Annotated in this window: 15 protein-coding genes; 6 read left to right on the forward strand and 9 right to left on the reverse strand. The window is 68.5% G+C overall.

Annotated features, from left to right (window positions below; all coding sequences use genetic code 11):
* Positions 1 to 73 precede the first annotated feature (73 nt).
* The 7 genes from CXY79_RS14150 to CXY79_RS14180 all read right to left on the reverse strand — a co-directional run bounded on the left by CXY79_RS14150 (position 74) and on the right by CXY79_RS14180 (position 4,220).
* The gene (locus CXY79_RS14150) at positions 74 to 856 is read right to left on the reverse strand and encodes an alpha/beta hydrolase (RefSeq protein ID WP_233191518.1); all 783 of its coding nucleotides are present in this window, start codon (positions 854 to 856) and stop codon (positions 74 to 76) included.
* Positions 857 to 956: 100 nt separating this feature from the next.
* Complete coding sequence (locus CXY79_RS14155) at positions 957 to 1,550, reverse strand: energy-coupling factor transporter transmembrane protein EcfT (RefSeq protein ID WP_104102832.1); 594 nt, start codon at positions 1,548 to 1,550, stop codon at positions 957 to 959.
* 10 nt (positions 1,551 to 1,560) lie between these two features.
* Complete coding sequence (locus tag CXY79_RS14160) at positions 1,561 to 2,241, reverse strand: energy-coupling factor ABC transporter ATP-binding protein (protein ID WP_104102835.1); 681 nt, start codon at positions 2,239 to 2,241, stop codon at positions 1,561 to 1,563.
* Positions 2,238 to 2,897 (reverse strand): biotin transporter BioY, encoded by a 660-nt coding sequence (locus CXY79_RS14165; protein ID WP_104103497.1) that lies wholly within the window; start codon positions 2,895 to 2,897, stop codon positions 2,238 to 2,240. The genes CXY79_RS14160 and CXY79_RS14165 overlap by 4 nt, the downstream gene beginning before the upstream one ends.
* A 45-nt stretch (positions 2,898 to 2,942) precedes the next feature.
* The gene (locus tag CXY79_RS14170) at positions 2,943 to 3,407 is read right to left on the reverse strand and encodes a YdeI family protein (protein ID WP_104103500.1); all 465 of its coding nucleotides are present in this window, start codon (positions 3,405 to 3,407) and stop codon (positions 2,943 to 2,945) included.
* A gap of 140 nt (positions 3,408 to 3,547) precedes the next feature.
* The gene (locus tag CXY79_RS14175; RefSeq protein ID WP_104102838.1) at positions 3,548 to 3,940 is read right to left on the reverse strand and encodes a hypothetical protein; all 393 of its coding nucleotides are present in this window, start codon (positions 3,938 to 3,940) and stop codon (positions 3,548 to 3,550) included.
* A gap of 91 nt (positions 3,941 to 4,031) precedes the next feature.
* Positions 4,032 to 4,220: a hypothetical protein gene (locus tag CXY79_RS14180; RefSeq protein WP_104102840.1), complete on the reverse strand. Its 189-nt coding sequence runs from the start codon at positions 4,218 to 4,220 to the stop codon at positions 4,032 to 4,034.
* Positions 4,221 to 4,326: 106 nt separating this feature from the next.
* Between CXY79_RS14180 and CXY79_RS14185 the strand changes: the two genes are divergently transcribed.
* From CXY79_RS14185 to CXY79_RS14195, 3 genes are read left to right on the forward strand one after another with little or no spacing between them, the layout of a single operon-like run.
* Positions 4,327 to 4,944, forward strand: a complete 618-nt coding sequence (locus CXY79_RS14185) for a TetR/AcrR family transcriptional regulator (protein ID WP_233191519.1) — start codon at positions 4,327 to 4,329, stop codon at positions 4,942 to 4,944.
* A gap of 5 nt (positions 4,945 to 4,949) precedes the next feature.
* The gene (locus CXY79_RS14190; protein WP_104102846.1) at positions 4,950 to 7,850 is read left to right on the forward strand and encodes an MMPL family transporter; all 2,901 of its coding nucleotides are present in this window, start codon (positions 4,950 to 4,952) and stop codon (positions 7,848 to 7,850) included.
* Complete coding sequence (locus CXY79_RS14195; protein ID WP_104102849.1) at positions 7,847 to 9,763, forward strand: YhgE/Pip family protein; 1,917 nt, start codon at positions 7,847 to 7,849, stop codon at positions 9,761 to 9,763. The genes CXY79_RS14190 and CXY79_RS14195 overlap by 4 nt, the downstream gene beginning before the upstream one ends.
* A gap of 446 nt (positions 9,764 to 10,209) precedes the next feature.
* Here CXY79_RS14195 and CXY79_RS14200 read toward each other — a convergent pair whose 3' ends face one another.
* Both CXY79_RS14200 and CXY79_RS14205 read right to left on the reverse strand, forming a co-directional pair.
* Entirely contained in the window at positions 10,210 to 10,986 is a 777-nt protein-coding gene (locus CXY79_RS14200; protein WP_104102852.1) for a PspA/IM30 family protein, read from the reverse strand.
* Positions 10,983 to 11,651 carry a hypothetical protein gene (locus CXY79_RS14205; protein WP_134416016.1) on the reverse strand — a complete coding sequence of 223 codons (669 nt, stop codon included), beginning with the start codon at positions 11,649 to 11,651 and terminating at the stop codon, positions 10,983 to 10,985. Before CXY79_RS14205 ends, CXY79_RS14200 begins: the two co-directional genes overlap by 4 nt.
* Positions 11,652 to 11,914: 263 nt before the next feature.
* Here CXY79_RS14205 and CXY79_RS14210 point away from each other — a divergent pair, with 263 nt between their 5' ends.
* Genes CXY79_RS14210 through CXY79_RS14220 form a run of 3 tightly spaced genes read left to right on the forward strand, consistent with a single transcriptional unit; the run spans position 11,915 to position 17,705 of the window.
* Positions 11,915 to 14,107 (forward strand): bifunctional alpha,alpha-trehalose-phosphate synthase (UDP-forming)/trehalose-phosphatase, encoded by a 2,193-nt coding sequence (locus CXY79_RS14210; protein WP_233191520.1) that lies wholly within the window; start codon positions 11,915 to 11,917, stop codon positions 14,105 to 14,107.
* A 45-nt stretch (positions 14,108 to 14,152) separates the two neighbouring features.
* On the forward strand, positions 14,153 to 15,847 hold the full coding sequence (ilvD, locus tag CXY79_RS14215) for a dihydroxy-acid dehydratase (RefSeq protein ID WP_104102861.1): 1,695 nt from the start codon (positions 14,153 to 14,155) through the stop codon (positions 15,845 to 15,847).
* Positions 15,848 to 15,884: 37 nt separating this feature from the next.
* Positions 15,885 to 17,705 (forward strand): acetolactate synthase large subunit, encoded by a 1,821-nt coding sequence (locus CXY79_RS14220; protein ID WP_104102864.1) that lies wholly within the window; start codon positions 15,885 to 15,887, stop codon positions 17,703 to 17,705.
* The last annotated feature ends 2 nt before the right edge of the window (positions 17,706 to 17,707 follow it).

Consider the following 17,707-nt stretch of genomic DNA (forward strand, 5'->3'; position numbering starts at 1 on the left):
GCTCCAACGATCGGGTTCGTCAGGTGCCGGCCGCTTCAGTGCATCGCAACCGCGGACCGGGGAAGGTTGCCGACTACGGGGTTGTCTGTGTCAGGAACTCAGTGAGCTCGCGGGTGATTTCGGCGGCAACGGCATCCGTTGACATGGTGGCAACACCGTCGCCGTTCTCGACGCCGTAGTCGCCGAACCGCGCATGGTTGGCTCCTTCGATTTCGACGAAACGGGTGTCGGGCACAAGTAGATCTGCGCTGTCGGCGATCTTCTCCGGGGTGCTGAGGCCGTCGGCGCTCCCGCTGAGGCTGAGGGCCCGCAGATCGGTGCGCTCCGGCGCGGCCGCGCAGTAGCTGCCGAACAGCACCAGCCCTGCCACCGCGGGATCGTCCGCCAGCATGCAGGCTCGCACGCCGCCGATCGAGTGGCCGCCCACGAACCAGGTGGAGACGTCGGGGACGGCGTCGGTGAAGGTGGACAACGTCCGGCGGTCGAAGATGGCGAGGTTGAGCACCGGCTTGATGATCACAACGGTCACCCCGGTGTCTTCGACCGTGCCCGCCAGCTTGTAGAGGTAGGCATAGGGGTCAACCCGGGCACCGGGAACGAAGACCAAGCCGATGTCGCCGGCGTCGTCGGCGGGCGCGAGGACGACCGACGTGGGGGTGTCGGTGACGGTCACGTTCGGGTTGGCGAAGACCTCGTCCGACGCGGCCCGATCGGCCACGCGCACAGTGTTCACCCAGGCAAGGAACACGATCACGACGAGTACGAACGCGGTCAGGGTCCACCAGCCACCGGCCCGGATGCCGCGCCGCAGCCGTCCTCGTCGACGTGCCTCGGTCATGCAGCCGGGCTGGATCATCGCGCTCCGCTCCTCGCCTGTCCGGTCGGGGTGAGACCGGAAACCGCTGGTGGTCTCAACCTAGCCGCAACCGACCTGCCGGGGCCGAACCGCTCCGGCCTCAGTCGTCGAGACCGCGGGCGGCCAGAGCCTCACCGATCGCATCCGCGGCATAGAGCGAGCGCACGACCACCGGCACGGCCAGGGCGAGCAGCGAACCCTGGGTGCCGCGCGCCCGACGGGCCTCGATCACCTCGGACACGATCTCGGTGACGAGCGGGATGCACCGCAGGGTGAGGGCGAGGAGGAGGCCGACCCGGTCGGCGTCGACCCAGCGACGGAACGGTCGTAGAAGCTTCTGAAAGCCCTCAAGCACGGCCGTGACCGTGGTCGTCACGGTGAACAGCGCCGCCAGCGCCACGGCGATCAGTAGCCGCCCGGCCATCAGGCCGGCCGTGGTCCAGCCGGCGAACAGCGCCTGGACTGGAACGGCGATCACCAAAATCCACAGGATCGGGCCGATCTGCTGCCACGCCGCGCCCAGCGGCACCCGCGCCACCAGGAACAGTGCGGCGACCCCGAGAAGGCAGGCGCCCAGCTGCCAGAGCTCGCCGAGCGAGCCGACGAGCAGCACGGCGAGCGAGAGAAGCACGAGCTTGAGCAGCATCGGCGCGCGGTGGATCAGCGAGTGGCCGGGGTGATAGAGCCCGATCATGCCGGCCCGATCATGCCAGCAGCTCCCGGTAAGCGCCGAGCGCGGCATCCGGTGCACCGTCGGCGACCACCCGGCCGTCCTCGATCACAATCACGCGGTCGAAGGCGGCGAGCAGGTCCAGCTGGTGGGTGACCACGATGACCTGCTGGCTCAGGCCGAGCAGAAGTTCGGTGATGCGCCGGGCATTGCGTGCGTCGAGCAGCGTGGTCGGCTCGTCGGCGACCACGATCTCAGGCTCCGCCACGAGCACGGCCGCCAGCGCGAGCAACTGCTTTTGGCCGCCGGACAGCCGGTGCGCCGGATGGTCGGCGTGCTGGTCGAGCCCGAAGCGCTCGAGCGCCGCCCGCGTGCGGGTCGAGATCTCGAGCGGGGTCAGCCCGCGGCGGCGCAGGGTGAAGGCGACGTCTTCGGCCACGGTGGGCATCACGATCTGATTGTCCGGGTTGGTGAAGATGAAGCCGACCTGCCGGCGCACCGCCTTGGCGTTCCGGGCCACGTCGAGGCCGCCGACGCTTACGATTCCGGTGTCGGGCTTGATCAATCCGTTGATCAGGCGCACGAGGGTGGACTTTCCCGACCCGTTCGCACCGACGATGCCGATGCGCTGTTCGGTGAGGGTCAGACGGATGTCCCGCAGCACCATCCGTTCACCGAACGCATGCGAGACGCTGTCGAAGTCGATCCTGCTCATGATGCGGGCGTGACTGCTCCGGCGGTGACGTCGGCGGCCTCGGGCGCGGGAGCGGCGCTGCGGCGCGGCGGGATCAGACCCGGGTAGGCCCTGTGAACCTGGCGGGCCACCAGTACGGTCACGACCACCTTGATCAGGTCGCCGGGCAGAAACTTCGCGGCGTCGACAAGAGCAACCCAGAGCGGCAGGCCCAGGTTGATCGCGGTGACGGGCACGCCGATCAGGTAGACCACGACGAGACCGCCGAGGGTGGTGGCGCCGAGCGCCGCCCAGAGCCGGTAGCGGGGGAGGAGCAGGCCGGTCAAGTAGCCGATGACCAGGGCGCCGAGCAGCCAGCCGTAGAGGTAGCCGGCGGAGGGTGAGGTGGTGAACCAGACGATGCCGCCGCGCCCGCCAGACAGCAGCGGGAGGCCGGCTGCGGCGAGGGCGAGCAGGAGGAGCACGGCGAAGAAGCCCTTGCGCGCCCCGAGGATCGCCCCGGCCAGCATCACCCCGAGGGTCTGGAAGGTGATCGGCACGGCCACCGCCCCAATACTCAGGGCGCCGGGCAGTCCGAGTGCGGCGATCAGGGCGGCGAAGATGGCGATCTGCGACAGGTCGCGCACGCTCATGATGCGGGGTGTCGGGGTGCGGGCGATGAGGGGGCTGGAAGTCATGATCTTCAATCTAGAATTCCGCGGCAGCGCGAGTCTGAAGAAGACCTACAAAGAATGCGGCGGAACTCTATACGGGCGCGTCCGGCAAGCTCCCGACGCAGGGGTGTCTCGGGGTTTCTGCCGGTAGAGCGGTTCCCCGCATTCGAGCATGCCGATGTAGGTCGCAATCTTCGCGGCGCGAGCCTCGGGCTGCTTCGTACCGTCGAGGCGGAACAGGATCGCGAAACGGTTCTGGGACGTGAGCGCCGGGAAGAACCCGGCGGGACGCATCCACCCCTCCACGATGAGGGTGAGGGCTGAGTCCCGGTTGAGCTGTGACCACACGCTGCGGGCTCGGCGGGGAGTGAAGGCCTGCGACAAGTAACCGTCGAGAGAGTTCACTTGCCCGTCGATCCAGCCGCAGCACAACGCGATCTCGAGCGCCTGGGATGGGTGGTCTCCGGTGCCGCGGGGCGTTTCTTCCGCAGCTGCAAACGGATGCGCTCGTCCGACGGAGTACTGCTGTGCCATGCTCACCCTTTGCTCCTGCACAACAAGCACTGGACGATCATCCGCACCGGAACTCAGTGCCGACTGCGGTCACCGATGCAGGTTGACCCGGAGTGGACGATAATCGCGTTGCCGAGCGAGCAAACAAGCGGGGCCGCGGGTCAGGCGACGAGGCGGGCGTTGTTCGTCGAAGCAGCGGCGGAGAAGCGCGGAAGGGTGGCCGTCGGCGCCCGCTCCGGTTCGGCCCAAACGGAGATCGGGGCGGGAATGAAGGGGAGCGCGGTGGGCTCGGCGGTGACCTCGCCGCGCAGAACGGCGGTCTCTGTGCGGAGCACGGAGGCCAGGGACGAGGCAATCTGGTTCGCCTTCAGATCGTGGAAGATCACGTCGGTGTCGTCACTGCTGCGGGGAACCAGAGTCCACTGGCCTTGGGCGCCGACGAGACGAGCGATTTGGGTGTGCAGGAGCTCGAATATCTGAGCGTCGCTGAGCTCGGGAACGGGCGGGGGGATGACCGGTGCGACCGGTGCGACGCGACGTCGTCGACCAAACATCGGGAGCCCCTTTCGGCTAACGTGCCCGTGAACTCTTCAGTTTGCCGTGCGGCGCGCTACGGCCCGCGTTGACACGCCGACAGCGGAGGACTTAGTCCTCGATTCGGCGATCGTCGGCATCCTGGATGACGGTTCCGATGGCGACGGCGGCGCTGAGCAGCCAGCCGATCCACATCAGCGCCAGGCGCCAGTCGCGCGGACCGGTGCGGGTGGCGCTCAGAATGTTCCAACCGCCGGCGAGCACGCCGATGATGGCACTGCTGAAAATGAACTTTCGCATGGTGACCTCCGCGTCTAACGCTACCCGGAAGTTGCCCGGCTGCACGTTTCCCGACAATCTGACCGATCGGACAAGCTCTGACCGATCGGTCAGGTACCGTGATCGGGTGACTCCAGAGCCCGTTGTGCCCCAGCCCCCACACAACCGCCAGAGCACCAGCGCAGAACTGCGCGCGACAGCGCTGGAGCAGTTCGCCTCGGTCGGGTTCGCCGGCACCTCGCTGCAGCAGATCGCCGACGCGGCCGGGTACTCCAAATCGAGCGTGCTCTACCACTTCGCCTCCAAGGAAGCGCTCCTCGACGAGGTGCTCACCCCGGCGGTGAACCGGCTGGAGGCCATTCTCGAACGGTTCCTCGCCACCGAGGAGAGCGCCCTGACCCGGAGCCGGTTCGTGAACGACTTCATCGACTTCATCCTTGAATTCCGCCTCGAGCTGCACACCTTCATCAACCAGTCTCAGTCGCTGCGCGGCATCCCCGTGATCGACCGGGCAGGAGTGGTGATCGTGCGCCTCTCCGACACGCTGTGCCACGGCGATGCGAGTACGGAGGACCGCATCCGCTTCGGTATCGCCCTCGGCGGCGCCGCCTACACCCTGGTGGCCGGCATGACGTTCCTCGGGGAGGAGATAGCCCCGGTGGAAGAGGTCCGACCGGCTCTCCTGACCGTCATCACCGAGTTGCTTGCCCCTGTCACCGTTCGCACCGCCCCGTCCCGGAAGTAGCACCCATGGCAACCCTGCTCTATCGAATCGGTCACTTCGCCTACCAGCGTGCGGGCCTGGTGCTCGGCATCTGGGCCATCCTGCTGGTCGGGATCCTCGGCTCCGGGGTGGCCCTCGGTGGCCAGACCCAGGAGTCGTACGCGATTCCCGGCACGGAATCACAGGACACCATCGACAAGCTCGGCGAGGTGTTCCCCCAGGCGGCCGGCGCCGCGGTACAGGTTGTCTACACGGCCCCGGACGGGGCATCCGTCACTGACGAGCCTTACCGCACGGCCATCGTCGACATGGCGGCCGAACTCGCGGACGTGCCCGGCGTCGACTCGGTGCTGACGCCCTATGACGAATATGCGTCGGGCGCGATCTCCGACGACTCGGAGAGTGCGTTCAGCCAGGTTCAGTTGTCCGGCTTATCAACCGACGTCACCGCGGAAACCCTCGACGACGTGACCGCGACGCGGGATATCGCCGAGCAGGCCGGCCTCGAGGTAGCCTTCGGCGGCCAGGTTTTCCAGGACAACACCTTCGGCATCACCATCTCCGAGGTTCTCGGCCTGATCTTCGCGGGCGTGGTGCTGGTGATCACCTTCGGTTCGCTCGTATCCGCCGGGATGCCGCTGCTGATGGCCCTGATCGGCGTCGGCGTCGCCATCGGCGGCATCACCGTGATTTCCGCATTCGTGCCGGTCTCGAGCACGGCCCCCATGCTCGCCCTGATGCTCGGGCTCGCCGTAGGCATCGACTACGTGCTCTTCATCCTGTCGCGGCATCGCACGCAGCTCGCCAACGGGGTCGAACCACACGATTCGGCCGCCTCGGCCGTGGCTACCGCCGGCAGCGCCGTCGTCTTCGCCGGGATCACCGTGATCATCGCCCTGCTCGGGCTGCTCGTGGTCGGCATCCCCTTCCTCAGCGTGATGGGGCTGGGCGCCGCCTTGGCCGTGCTGGTCTCCATCTTCGTGGCGGTCACGCTCCTCCCCGCCGTTCTCGGCCTCGCCAAGGGGCGCCTCACTCCCAAGACAGGCAGCCGCGCGCACCACCGGGCCACCCGTCCAGACACCGGCCGGCCCACCCTCGGCCACCGCTGGGTCAACCTCGTGCTCAGGGCGCCGGTCGTGGCCGTGCTCCTCGTGGTGGGCGTGCTCGGCACGCTGGCGATCCCGGCCCTCAGCCTCGACCTGAACCTGCCTGACGGGGCGTCCGAGCCGGCCGGTTCGACGCAGCGAGAGGCGTTCACCATGCTCGAGGAGGGCTTCGGTCCGGGCTACAACGGTCCGCTCATCGTCGTCGTCGACATCACCCAGACGACGGATATCTTCGGTGACCTCGACACCATCGGCGCGGCCCTGCGCACCCTGCCCGGCGTGGCCTTCGTCGGCAAGGGCACTCCGAACCCGACCGTCGACACCGCCATCATCCAGGTCATGCCGGACAGCGCGCCGAACGCGCCCGAGACCAAGGCGCTCGTGCAGGCCATCCGCGATCTGGCACCATCGATCGACGACGACTTGCGCACCCCCATCGCCGTGACCGGCGCGACCGCCGTGTCGATCGACATCTCCAACCGCCTCAGCAACGCGCTCGTGCCGTTCGCCTTGATCGTGGTGGGGCTCTCGATCATCCTGCTGACCATGGTGTTCCGGTCGATCTTCGTGCCGATCAAAGCGGCCCTCGGGTTCCTGCTCTCGGTGGCCGCATCGATCGGCGCGACCGTGGCGATCTTCCAGTGGGGCTGGTTCTCCGAGCTGCTCGGGGTGGAAACCCCCGGGCCGATCCTAAGCTTCCTGCCCATCCTGCTGATGGCCGTGCTCTTCGGTCTGGCCATGGACTACGAGGTGTTCCTCGTCTCCGGCATGCGGGAGGAGTTCGTGAAGACCGGCCTGGCCCGCGAATCCATCGTGCACGGGTTCTCCCACGCTGCCCGCGTGGTCACGGCCGCCGCCCTGATCATGTTCTTCGTCTTCTTTGCCTTCGTGCCCGAGGGCACCGGGGCGATCAAGGGCATCGCGTTCGCCCTCGCCGTCGGAGTCTTCCTCGACGCGTTCCTGGTGCGGATGACATTGGTCCCGGCCGCGATGGCCCTCGCCGGCGATGCCGCCTGGTGGCTGCCACGCTGGCTCTCCCGCATTCTGCCCAACGTCGACATCGAGGGTGAGGGTCTGCGCCGGCACCTGGCCGACAAGGAATGGGCCATCAGCAAGCCGCACGCCATCACGGCCGAGGGAGCCGTCTTCGGGCTGCCGGAGAGCCCCTTCGGGCCGCTGGACCTCACCATCGACGCCGGCGCGGTGGTGGTACTGACCGGCTCCGCCACCCACCGCCGCGTCGTCGCCGCCACCCTGGCCGGCCGGCTCGACCCGGTGTTCGGCCGCCTCCAGGTCATGGGCTTTCCGCTGCCGTCCGAGCGCAGCCGCGCCCTCCGCGCGGTGGCGCTCGCCGACGTGGGCGACAGCCGCGACAATGGGCTCACCGTGGGGGAGTTGCTGGCCGAACGGCTGGACCTGGCGCATCCGTGGTACCGCGCCGCGTCGCGCCGTTCGCTTCTCGCGGGGTGGATCGCGCGTCTGAACGGTGCGCTCGGCACCCCGTCGAGCGGCCGGGACGCCGGCCCGATCGTGGCCGGCACGACGGTATCGTCCCTCTCCGCCCTGGGCCGTGCCGCGGTGCACGTGACCGCGGCGCTCATCGAGACCCCGGGAGTTGTCATCGTCGACCTCGGCGAGGGACTGCCCGTCGACCCGGCGGGGCGGGACCTCGTGCAGGTGCTGGCGATCCTCGCCCCGGCCTCGACCGCCCTCATCGTCGGTGCCGCCTCCTTCCCCGAGGCGATCGCGGTCTACCGCGGGGCCCGCCCGCTGCAGACCCTCGAACTCGATTCCCGTGACCGAAAGGCCCTGCAGCGATGAGCACCAGGCTTGAGGAACTGTTCAGCCGCACGCCCGGGCAGCGCCGAGGGGCCCTCGGGGCCCTGCTGGCGGGCCTGATCGTGGTGCCGCTGGCGGTTGCCGGACTCTTCGCCGGGGCCCTCGCCACCGCCGATCAGCGCGTGGACACGCTGCCGGCGATCGTCGTCAACAACGACGAGATCGTCACCACCACCCTGCCCGACGGCACCGAGCAGCCGGTGCTCGCCGGCCGCCTGCTCGTGACCGAACTCACCAAGCCTTCCGATGAGGGGTCCGAGGCCACCGGGTTCGACTGGACCATCTCCAACTCCGCGGATGCCGCGTCGGCCCTGGCCTCCGGCGACGCCTACGCGGTGCTCACGATCCCGAAGGACTTCTCGGCGTCGGTGACCTCGCTGGGCGGGGCGGCTCCCACCCAGGCCGACCTGGGCATCCGCACGGATGACGCGCACTCGTTCCTGGCCGGATCGGTGGCCCAGTCGGTGGGCACCGCCATGTCGGGCGTCTTCGGCCGCGAGATCACCTCGCAGTACCTCAACGGGCTCTACACCAGCCTGGCCGTGCTGGGCGAGTCCCTCACGCAGGCGGCGGATGGCGCCGCGCAGGTTTCGACCGGGGTCACCGGCGTGGCCACCGGACTCGATTCGCTGGCCGGCGGCACGGCCGCCGCGGCATCCGGGGCCTCGTCCGCCGCGACCGGCGCCGCCAGCTTCTCCTCCGGCGTGACCGAGTACACCCAGGGCGTCACCGGACTGAGCGACGGCCTGAACCGGCTGAGCACGGGCGCGGTCGGGCTGGCTCCGCTCGCGACCGGCCTACCGGCCTACGCGGCCGGGGTGCAGGCCAACGCCGACGGTTTCAGGCAGCTGAACGCGGCCATGCAGAGCGACCCGCGGGTCGCCGACTACGCGCCGGCCCTGCTGCAGCTCCAGGGCGGATTCGACGCCCTCGCCGCGCAGAGCACCGGCATCGGCCAGGCCGGTCCGGGCCTCGAAGGCGTGCTCGATGGGGTGTCTCAGAGCGCCAACGGTGCGAGCCTGCTCTCCGCCGGCGGCAGCGACCTCCGCGGCGGTGCCAGCGACCTCGCCACCGGCGTTGCCGGCATCGCCACCGGCCTCTCGCAGCTGGCCACCGGAACAACGGATGCCGCGGCGGGCGCCCGCCTGCTCGAATCGGGCGCGGTCGAACTCGCCAGCGGGCTGCAGGACGGCGCGGACAGCGCGGCCCTTCTCACCGACACCGACCCGGTGACGACCGCGGCGGTCGTCTCCGAACCGGTCGGCATCACCGCGGAGCGCGACAACGCCTTCGCGTCGATCGGCCCGGTCATCGGCATGGTCTTCGTGCCGATCGGCCTGTGGATCGGTGCCCTGGCGATCTTCCTGGTGATGAAGCCGCTGTCCGCGCTCGCGCTCGCGTCGACCGCGTCGACCGGCAACCTCGTGGCCCGCAGCCTCGGCCGTGCGTTCGGAATCGCCGCAGCGCAGGCCGTGGTCGTGGTGTTGTTGCTGCACAGCACGCTCGGCGTCTCGTGGTCGATCCTGCCGTCGACCCTGGCCTTCGCGGTGTTCCTCGCCTTCGTGTTCGCGGCGGTGCACCATTTCCTCACGGCGGCGTTCGGCCGGGTCGGAATCGTGGTCTCCCTGGTACTGCTCGCGCTGCAGCTCACCGCGGTGGGTGGGCTCTACCCGATTGAGCTGGTGTCGGCGCCGTTCCAGATGATCAGCCCGTTCCTGCCGCTCACCTGGGCGGTGCGGGGCATGCAGGCCATTGTCTCCGGGGGAGGCGGCAGCGCCGGCGGGCCCGCGGCCATCCTGCTGATCCTCGCACTGGTGAGCGTTCTGGCCTCGTACTGGACCGTCGCCAGCCGGCGCGGCGCCCGCTCGTTCGGCCTGGCGCAGGCCCGCAGCTGATGCGGGGTATCTGTTCCCGGAGGGAACGTGTGCCCGCCCGCGTGAGGTTGCGCCCCGTGCGCCGCACGAATTCGCCGGAGATTTTGGCTCACCCGAGCAACCGTGGTTCAGGTTCAGGTTCAGGCTCAGGCGAGCTTGCGTGTGGGGCTGACTCAGGACATCCGTCGCCTAAATTCTCCAGTCGGCGCGGACCAGTGCGGAACAGGTGCGGATACCCGGCTCGGCCCGGCCGGATCTCCTGAGGTGGCCACACCTCCCGCCTGATGCGCCGAAGTGCCTGTGCGGTTCGGGCGTGCACCTCGCGCTTTGTTCTGCCCCGCAGCGCGGACGAATTCGACGGAGATTTTGCCAAGGTAGGTCCAGGATGCCCCGGAAAGTAGCGTTTTCGCCAAAATCTCCGTCGAATTGGTTCGACGACCTGGCTCAGAGTGGGTCGACGACCAGGATCAGGGGAGAGACGGGCCCTGGCCGATACTCAACCAGGCGTCGGTTCCTCCGCGAGCGTTCGGGCCGGGGCCTCGGTTCGTGGCGCGGGCCTCCTTCATCGCTTGAAGCTGGCGGTCGACAGCCGCTCTGGTCGCCCCAGCCGAGAGCTGCCGCTCGAGGTCCGCGTCGAGCGGGGCCGTGACATCGTTCAGAGCGCCGCTGGAGAGCAGCTCGTCGGTGGCGGCGGCGCGGGCCTGCATCTGGGTGACCCGGTCCTTGGCCCGGTCGAGGTCGGCACCGACCGTGCCCAGTTGCGAGCCGATGCCGGACGCGGCCTCGTTGGCCTTGACCCGAGCCTCGGAGGCAGCGTAGGTGGCCTTGATGGTCTCCTTCTCCAGGCGGAAGGCGGCGACCCGTTCGGCGAGGCGTCGTTCGTTGTCCTGCAGTTGCGCCTGCTGCTGCACCAAAACGAGGTACTGGTCACGGATGGCTGCCACCTGGCCCTCGAGGAGCGACCGGCGTTCCAGCGCCGTGCGGGCCAGATCTTCCCGGCCCTGGTTCAGCGCCTCCTGGGCCTGGTCGGCCAGCCGCTGGTAGCGGCCGCCCATGTCCTGCCCCTGCAACTCAATTCGCTTCTTTGCCGTTGCGACCTCGGCCAGCCCCAGGCGCACCTGCTGGAGCGACTTCACCTGCTGCTCGTAGCTGTCGTCGAGGGCCTCGCGGGGGTCTTCGATCCGGGTCAGGGCCTGGTTTGACTTGCTGCGGAGGATGACGCGCAGCCGCGAGGTGAGGCTCATGATTCAGTCCTTCTGTTGAAAGTATTCATGGGCAAGGGCCGGCGCGGATCAGAGAACCCGTCGTTGCCGTTATGGGAGTGGCCGTCGAGGGAGCAGCCGTTGAGCGAGCGGCCGTTGAGGGAGCGCAACTCATCGACCCCAGCCCGGAGCGCGGCCACCTCGCGGTCGACCTCGGACCGAAGGGCCGTGAGGGTGTCATCGGTGAGCTCTCCGAGACCGGCAGCGACGGCCGAGCGCAGCCGGCGCACCAACCCGGCCACTTGGTCGACACGGCGGCCGGCCACCGACAGCGCCTCGGCGAGCACGACAGGATCGGCCTCGCTCGTCAGCAGCCGCAGCTGCGATTGCAGCGTGACGCTTTCGCCCTGAATGCGACGGAAAAGTCGCGGAAGCTCGCCGAGCGGGCCCTGGCTGCTCCGGGCCAGGTCGACGGCTGCCTGACCACTGTCGAGAGATTCCCTCAGCCGCAACTGCAGCTTCAGAACCTCGTGTTGCGGGCCCCGACTCAGGATGGTGCGAGAACGCAACACCGCGCCGGTCAGCCTGCGGCTACGGCGAATGCGCCGGTACAGCCTCCGCACCAGAACGAAGAACGAGACGAAGATAACGAGGCTGATGGTCGCGAGTGAGATCGACACCCAGCTCAGCAGTGAATTCAGGTCCATGGGTCCGCCTCTTTCAAACAGTCAGCCGGGGTCGCGCCACACCCGGACACGATCCACGGGTTAAAGTACGCGCGTTACCTCAAAGTTGTCCCCATGTCGGGCGACCGTGGCCGAGTGGCCAGCCCGGCCACCGCTTTCGGCCCACTGGTAGCCTTGGGAGACCACCAAGGCGTCGCTCTGCGCCCGCCGGAACGGACGATCTCATTACCTCTTCAGCCGAACCCACGGCATCCGCCGCCCCGGACTCCACCTATTCGCTGGTCGTGGTCTCCAACCGCCTCCCGATCGAGATCGAGGTTTCCGAAGACGGAACCGAGGGCTGGCGCACCTCGCCCGGCGGCCTGGTCACCGCCCTCGAGCCCATGATGCGCAGCTCCGACGGCGCCTGGGTGGGCTGGCCCGGCATCGCCGACCGCTCGTTCGACCCGTTCGAGAACGACGGCATCTCCATCGTGCCGGTGCGGCTCAGCGAGTCGGAGTTGGAGGATTACTACGAGGGCTTCTCCAACGACACGATCTGGCCGCTTTACCACGACGTGATCGCGCCGCCGCGCTACCACCGCGAATGGTGGGAGGCCTACGTTCGGGTGAACCGCCGCTTCGCCGACGCCGCCGCATCCGCCGCTGCGCCCGGCGCCACGGTGTGGGTGCACGACTACCAGTTGCAGCTCGTGCCACGGATGCTGCGCGACGCGCGGCCCGACCTCGTGATCGGGTTCTTCAACCACATCCCTTTTCCGCCCTACGGGATCTACGCCCAGCTACCCTGGCGCAAGCAGATCCTCGACGGACTGCTCGGCGCCGACCTGATCGGTTTCCAGCGCCTCGCCGACGCCGGTAACTTCTCCCGAGCCGTGCGCCGCCTCTACGGCTATCCGACCCGCGGCGTCGCCATCGATGTGCCCGCACCCGAGGGCAAGCATCGCCGGGTGATCGCCAAGCACTTCCCGATCTCCATCGACGCCGCCGCCTACGAGGAACTGGCGCGGCGCCCCGAGATCCAGGAGCGGGCGCGCCAGATCCGCGAAGACCTCGGCAACCCCCAGACGATCATGCTGGGCGTGGACCGGCTCGACTACACCAAGGGCATCGCCCACCGCATCAAGGCGTTCGGCGAGCTGCTCGCCGACGGCAGCCTGAGCGTGGAGGATGTCACCCTGGTGCAGGTCGCCAGCCCCTCCCGGGAACGCGTCGGCCCGTACATCGCCCTGCGCGACGAGATCGAACTGGCCGTCGGCCGCCTCAACGGCGACTTTTCCACCATCAGCCACACCGCCATCAGTTACCACCATCACGGCTACCCGCGCGAGGAGATGGTGGCGCTCTACCTCGCGGCCGACGTGATGCTCGTGACCGCGCTCCGCGACGGCATGAACCTCGTCGCCAAGGAATACGTGGCCGTGCGCTTCGACCGCGACGGCGTGCTCGTTCTGAGCGAGTTCGCCGGCGCCGCCGACGAGCTCAAACAGGCCGTGCTGATCAACCCGCATGACATCGACGGCGTGAAGGCCGCCATCCTCAGGGCCGTCGCGATGCCCCGCCAGGAACGGCTGCGACGCATGCGCGCGCTCCGCCGCAAGGTCTTCGACAACGACGTCGACGCTTGGTCCTCTTCCTTCCTCCGAACCTTGACCGAAGGAGCCGCCGTGCGTCCCGGGATCCCCGACACCCTCGCCGGTGCGCTGAAGGATCTCAGCCGCGCCGACAACATCCTCGTGGCCCTCGATTTCGACGGGACGCTTGCCCCGCACGTCGACAAGCCCGAAGACGCGCGCGCAGTGGCAGGCACTCGCGAGGCCGTGCAGCGCCTGCTCGACCTCGACGGGGTGCGGGTCGCGTTCGTCTCCGGCCGGGCCCTGGTCAGCCTGCGGCACGTGTCGCAGCCGCAGACCGATGTGCTCCTCGCCGGCTCGCACGGGATCGAGGTGCAGCTGGACACCCCCGAGATCGAACTCGACCTCGTCACCGAGGAACTCGAGCAGCTCGACGCCCTCGCCCGGGTGCTTGAGCGCATCTCCGGCAGCATCGACGGAACCTGGATCGAACGCAAGCCGGCCGGTCTGGCCCTGCACACCCGGCTGGCGACGCCTCGGAAAGCGGCGGCCGCCCTGAAGGCCGCACGCGAGGAGCTGGGCACGCTGCTGCCCGGCCTGACCGTGCGGGACGGCAAGGACGTGATCGAATTCGCGGTGCGTGCCAGCACCAAGGGCGACGCCCTTGAGCGGTTGCGCCGGCACGCGGGGGCCGACCGGGTCTTCTACGCCGGCGACGACACCACCGACGAAGATGCCTTCGCCGTGCTGCGACCCGGCGACGTCGGCCTCAAGATCGGGGCAGGCGACTCGCTCGCCGGCTACCGGGTGCGCGGCCCCGAAGACGTGCCGCTGGTGCTGGGCCTGATCGCCGATGCCCGCGCGGCCGTCGCCACGGAGCGTGAGGCCGCCGCCGGAGCATGACCCCCGGGCGACGTTCCGCCCTCAGTGGACGTTTAGACTCAGTGCATGACTGAGATCGATATGAAGCCTCGCAGCCGGGACGTCACCGATGGAATCGAAGCCACCACCTCGCGGGGGATGCTCCGGGCCGTCGGTATGGGCGACGCCGACTGGGAGAAACCCCAGATCGGCATCGCAAGTTCGTGGAACGAGATCACGCCCTGCAACCTCTCCCTGGATCGCCTCGCGCAGGCCGCCAAAGAAGGTGTGCACGGCGGCGGCGGCTACCCGCTGCAGTTCGGCACCATCTCCGTCTCCGATGGCATCTCGATGGGCCATGAGGGCATGCACTTCTCCCTCGTCTCCCGCGAGGTCATCGCCGACTCGGTCGAGGTTGTCATGCAGGCCGAGCGCCTCGACGGCTCCGTGCTGCTGGCGGGCTGCGACAAGTCGCTGCCCGGGATGCTGATGGCCGCGGCCCGCCTCGACCTGGCCAGCGTTTTCCTCTACGCAGGATCGATCGCTCCCGGCTGGGTCAAGCTTTCCGACGGCACCGAAAAAGACATCACCATCATCGACTCCTTCGAGGCGGTGGGCGCCGTCAAGGCCGGGCGGATGTCCGTGGCCGACGCCAAGCGCATCGAGTGCGCCTTCGCTCCCGGCGAGGGTGCCTGCGGCGGCATGTACACCGCCAACACCATGGCCAGCGTGGCCGAGGCTCTCGGCATGAGCCTGCCGGGATCGGCCTCCCCGGCCTCCGCCGACCGCCGCCGCGACTACTACGCGCACCGCTCCGGCGAGGCCGTCGTCAACCTGCTGCGTCTGGGGATCACGGCCAGGGACATCCTGACCCTCAAAGCCTTCGAGAACGCGATCGCCGTGGCGATGGCGTTCGGCGGCTCCACCAACGTGGTTCTGCACCTGCTGGCCATCGCGAACGAGGCCGAGGTCGAGCTCACCCTCGACGACTTCAACCGCATCGGCGACAAGGTGCCGCACATCGGCGACCTGAAGCCGTTCGGCAAGTACGTCATGAACGACGTCGACCGTCACGGCGGCGTGCCGGCCGTGATGCGGGCCCTGCTCGAGGCCGGCCTCATCCACGGCGACGCGCTCACCGTGACCGGCAAGACCGTGGCCGAGAACCTTGCCGAGATCGACCCGCCCGAACTGGACGGCGAGGTGCTGCGCACCCTCGACAACCCGATTCACGCCAGCGGCGGAATCACCATCCTCAAGGGCTCTATCGCCCCCGAGGGTGCCGTCGTCAAAACCGCCGGCTTCGACTCCGACATCTTCGAGGGACCCGCGCGCGTGTTTGAGCGTGAGCGCGCCGCCATGGACGCTCTCACTGCGGGGGAGATCCAGAAGGGAGACGTCGTCGTCATCCGCTACGAGGGACCCAAGGGAGGGCCCGGAATGCGGGAGATGCTCTCGATCACCGCCGCCATCAAGGGCGCCGGGCTCGGCGCCGATGTACTACTCTTAACGGACGGTCGATTCTCAGGCGGCACAACCGGACTGTGCATCGGCCATATAGCACCCGAAGCGGTGGACGAAGGTCCAATCGCCTTCGTGCGCGATGGTGATCTGATACGGGTCGATATCGCAGCTCGCACGCTCGACCTACTGGTCGACCCTGATGAGCTGACCGCCCGGAGTGTTGGCTGGGCACCTCTGCCTCCGCGCTACACCCGGGGCGTTCTCGCAAAGTACTCGAAGCTTGTCCAGTCTGCGGCCGTCGGCGCCGTCACGGGCTAGAACTCACTATTCGTCATCGAACTAGGGAACTGATCACATGACCGCGGAAACACCCGTGCCATCACCGTCGCCCTCGTCTGCCGCGGCCGCCGGGGCGCCCGACTCGGGGGCACCGGAAATCCTCACCGGTTCCGGTGCGATCATCCGCTCGCTGGAGCTGCTGGGCGTCACCGACGTCTTCGGTCTGCCGGGCGGCGCCGTCATTCCGCTCTACGACGAGCTGATGAGCCAAACCGTGATCCGGCACATCCTGGTGCGGCACGAGCAGGGTGCCGGCCACGCCGCGGAGGGCTACGCCTCGGCGAGCAACCGCGTCGGGGTGGCCATCGCCACCTCCGGGCCCGGCGCCACCAACCTTGTCACCGCCATCGCCGACGCGTACATGGACTCGGTGCCGATCCTTTGCATCACCGGCCAGGTCTTCTCCACCCTGATGGGCACGGATGCCTTCCAGGAGGCCGACATCGTCGGCATCACCATGCCGATCACGAAGCACTCCTTCCTGGTCAAGCGTCCCGAGGACATCCCCGCGGCTATCGCGTCGGCTCACCTGATCGCCTCCACCGGCCGGCCCGGCCCGGTCCTGGTGGACATCACCAAGGATGCCCAGCAGAAGAGCGCCCCGTTCATCTGGCCGCCCAAGCTCGACCTGCCCGGCTACCGGCCGGTCACCAAGGCCCACGGCAAACAGGTGCAGGCTGCGGCCCAGCTGCTTGCCGAGGCCAAGAAGCCCGTCCTCTATGTGGGTGGCGGTGTCATCCGTGCCCGCGCGTCGGAAGAACTGCTCGCCTTCGCCGAACTCAGCAAGACGCCCGTCGTCACCACGTTGATGGCGCGCGGCGCGTTCCCGGACTCGCACGACCAGCACCTGGGCATGCCCGGGATGCACGGCACCGTGTCCGCGGTGCTCGCGCTGCAGGAGGCCGACCTGATCATCGCGCTCGGCTCCCGCTTCGACGACCGGGTCACCGGCAAGGTCTCCGAGTTTGCGCCGCACGCCACGATCGTGCACGTCGACATCGACCCCGCGGAGATCGGTAAGATCCGCGCCGCCGACGTTCCCATCGTCGGTGACGCCAAGGAGGTCATCGCCGAACTCACCATCGCCTACGCGGCCGCCATCACCACGACGACGCCCGACGTCAGCGTTTGGTGGACCTACCTCAAGGGGCTGCGGGAGGAGTTCCCGCTGGGCTATTCCGAGCCGACCGACGGCCTCATGAGCCCGCAGTTCGTGATCCAGCGCATCGGCGAGCTGACCGGGCCGGAAGCCGTCTATGCGGCCGGTGTCGGCCAGCACCAGATGTGGGCGGCCCAGTTCATCAAGTACGAGCGGCCCAATTCCTGGCTGAACTCCGGGGGCGCCGGCACGATGGGCTACTCCATCCCCGCAGCGATGGGTGCCAAGGTGGCCGAGCCCGACCGGGTGGTCTGGTCGATCGACGGCGACGGATGCTTCCAGATGACCAACCAGGAACTGGCCACCTGCACGATCAACAACATTCCGATCAAGGTCGCCATCATCAACAACTCCTCGCTGGGCATGGTGCGCCAGTGGCAGACCCTGTTCTACGACGGACGGCACTCCTTCACCGATCTGCACACCGGGCACGGGTCCGCCATGGTGCCGGACTTCGTGAAGCTGTCGGAGGCCTACGGTGCCCTCGCCATCCGGGTCACCAGCCCCGACCAGGTCGACGACGCCATCAAGCTGGCGTTGGCGACCAACGACCGGCCCGTGGTGATCGACTTCATCGTAAGCCGGGACGCCATGGTCTGGCCGATGGTGCCGCAGGGTGTCAGCAACAGCTATGTGCAGTATGCCAAAGAGCACGCACCGACCTGGGAAGAAGAATAACC

Origin of the sequence: Cryobacterium sp. M96, assembly GCF_002929845.1 — a bacterium.
Lineage (GTDB): Bacteria > Actinomycetota > Actinomycetes > Actinomycetales > Microbacteriaceae > Cryobacterium > Cryobacterium sandaracinum.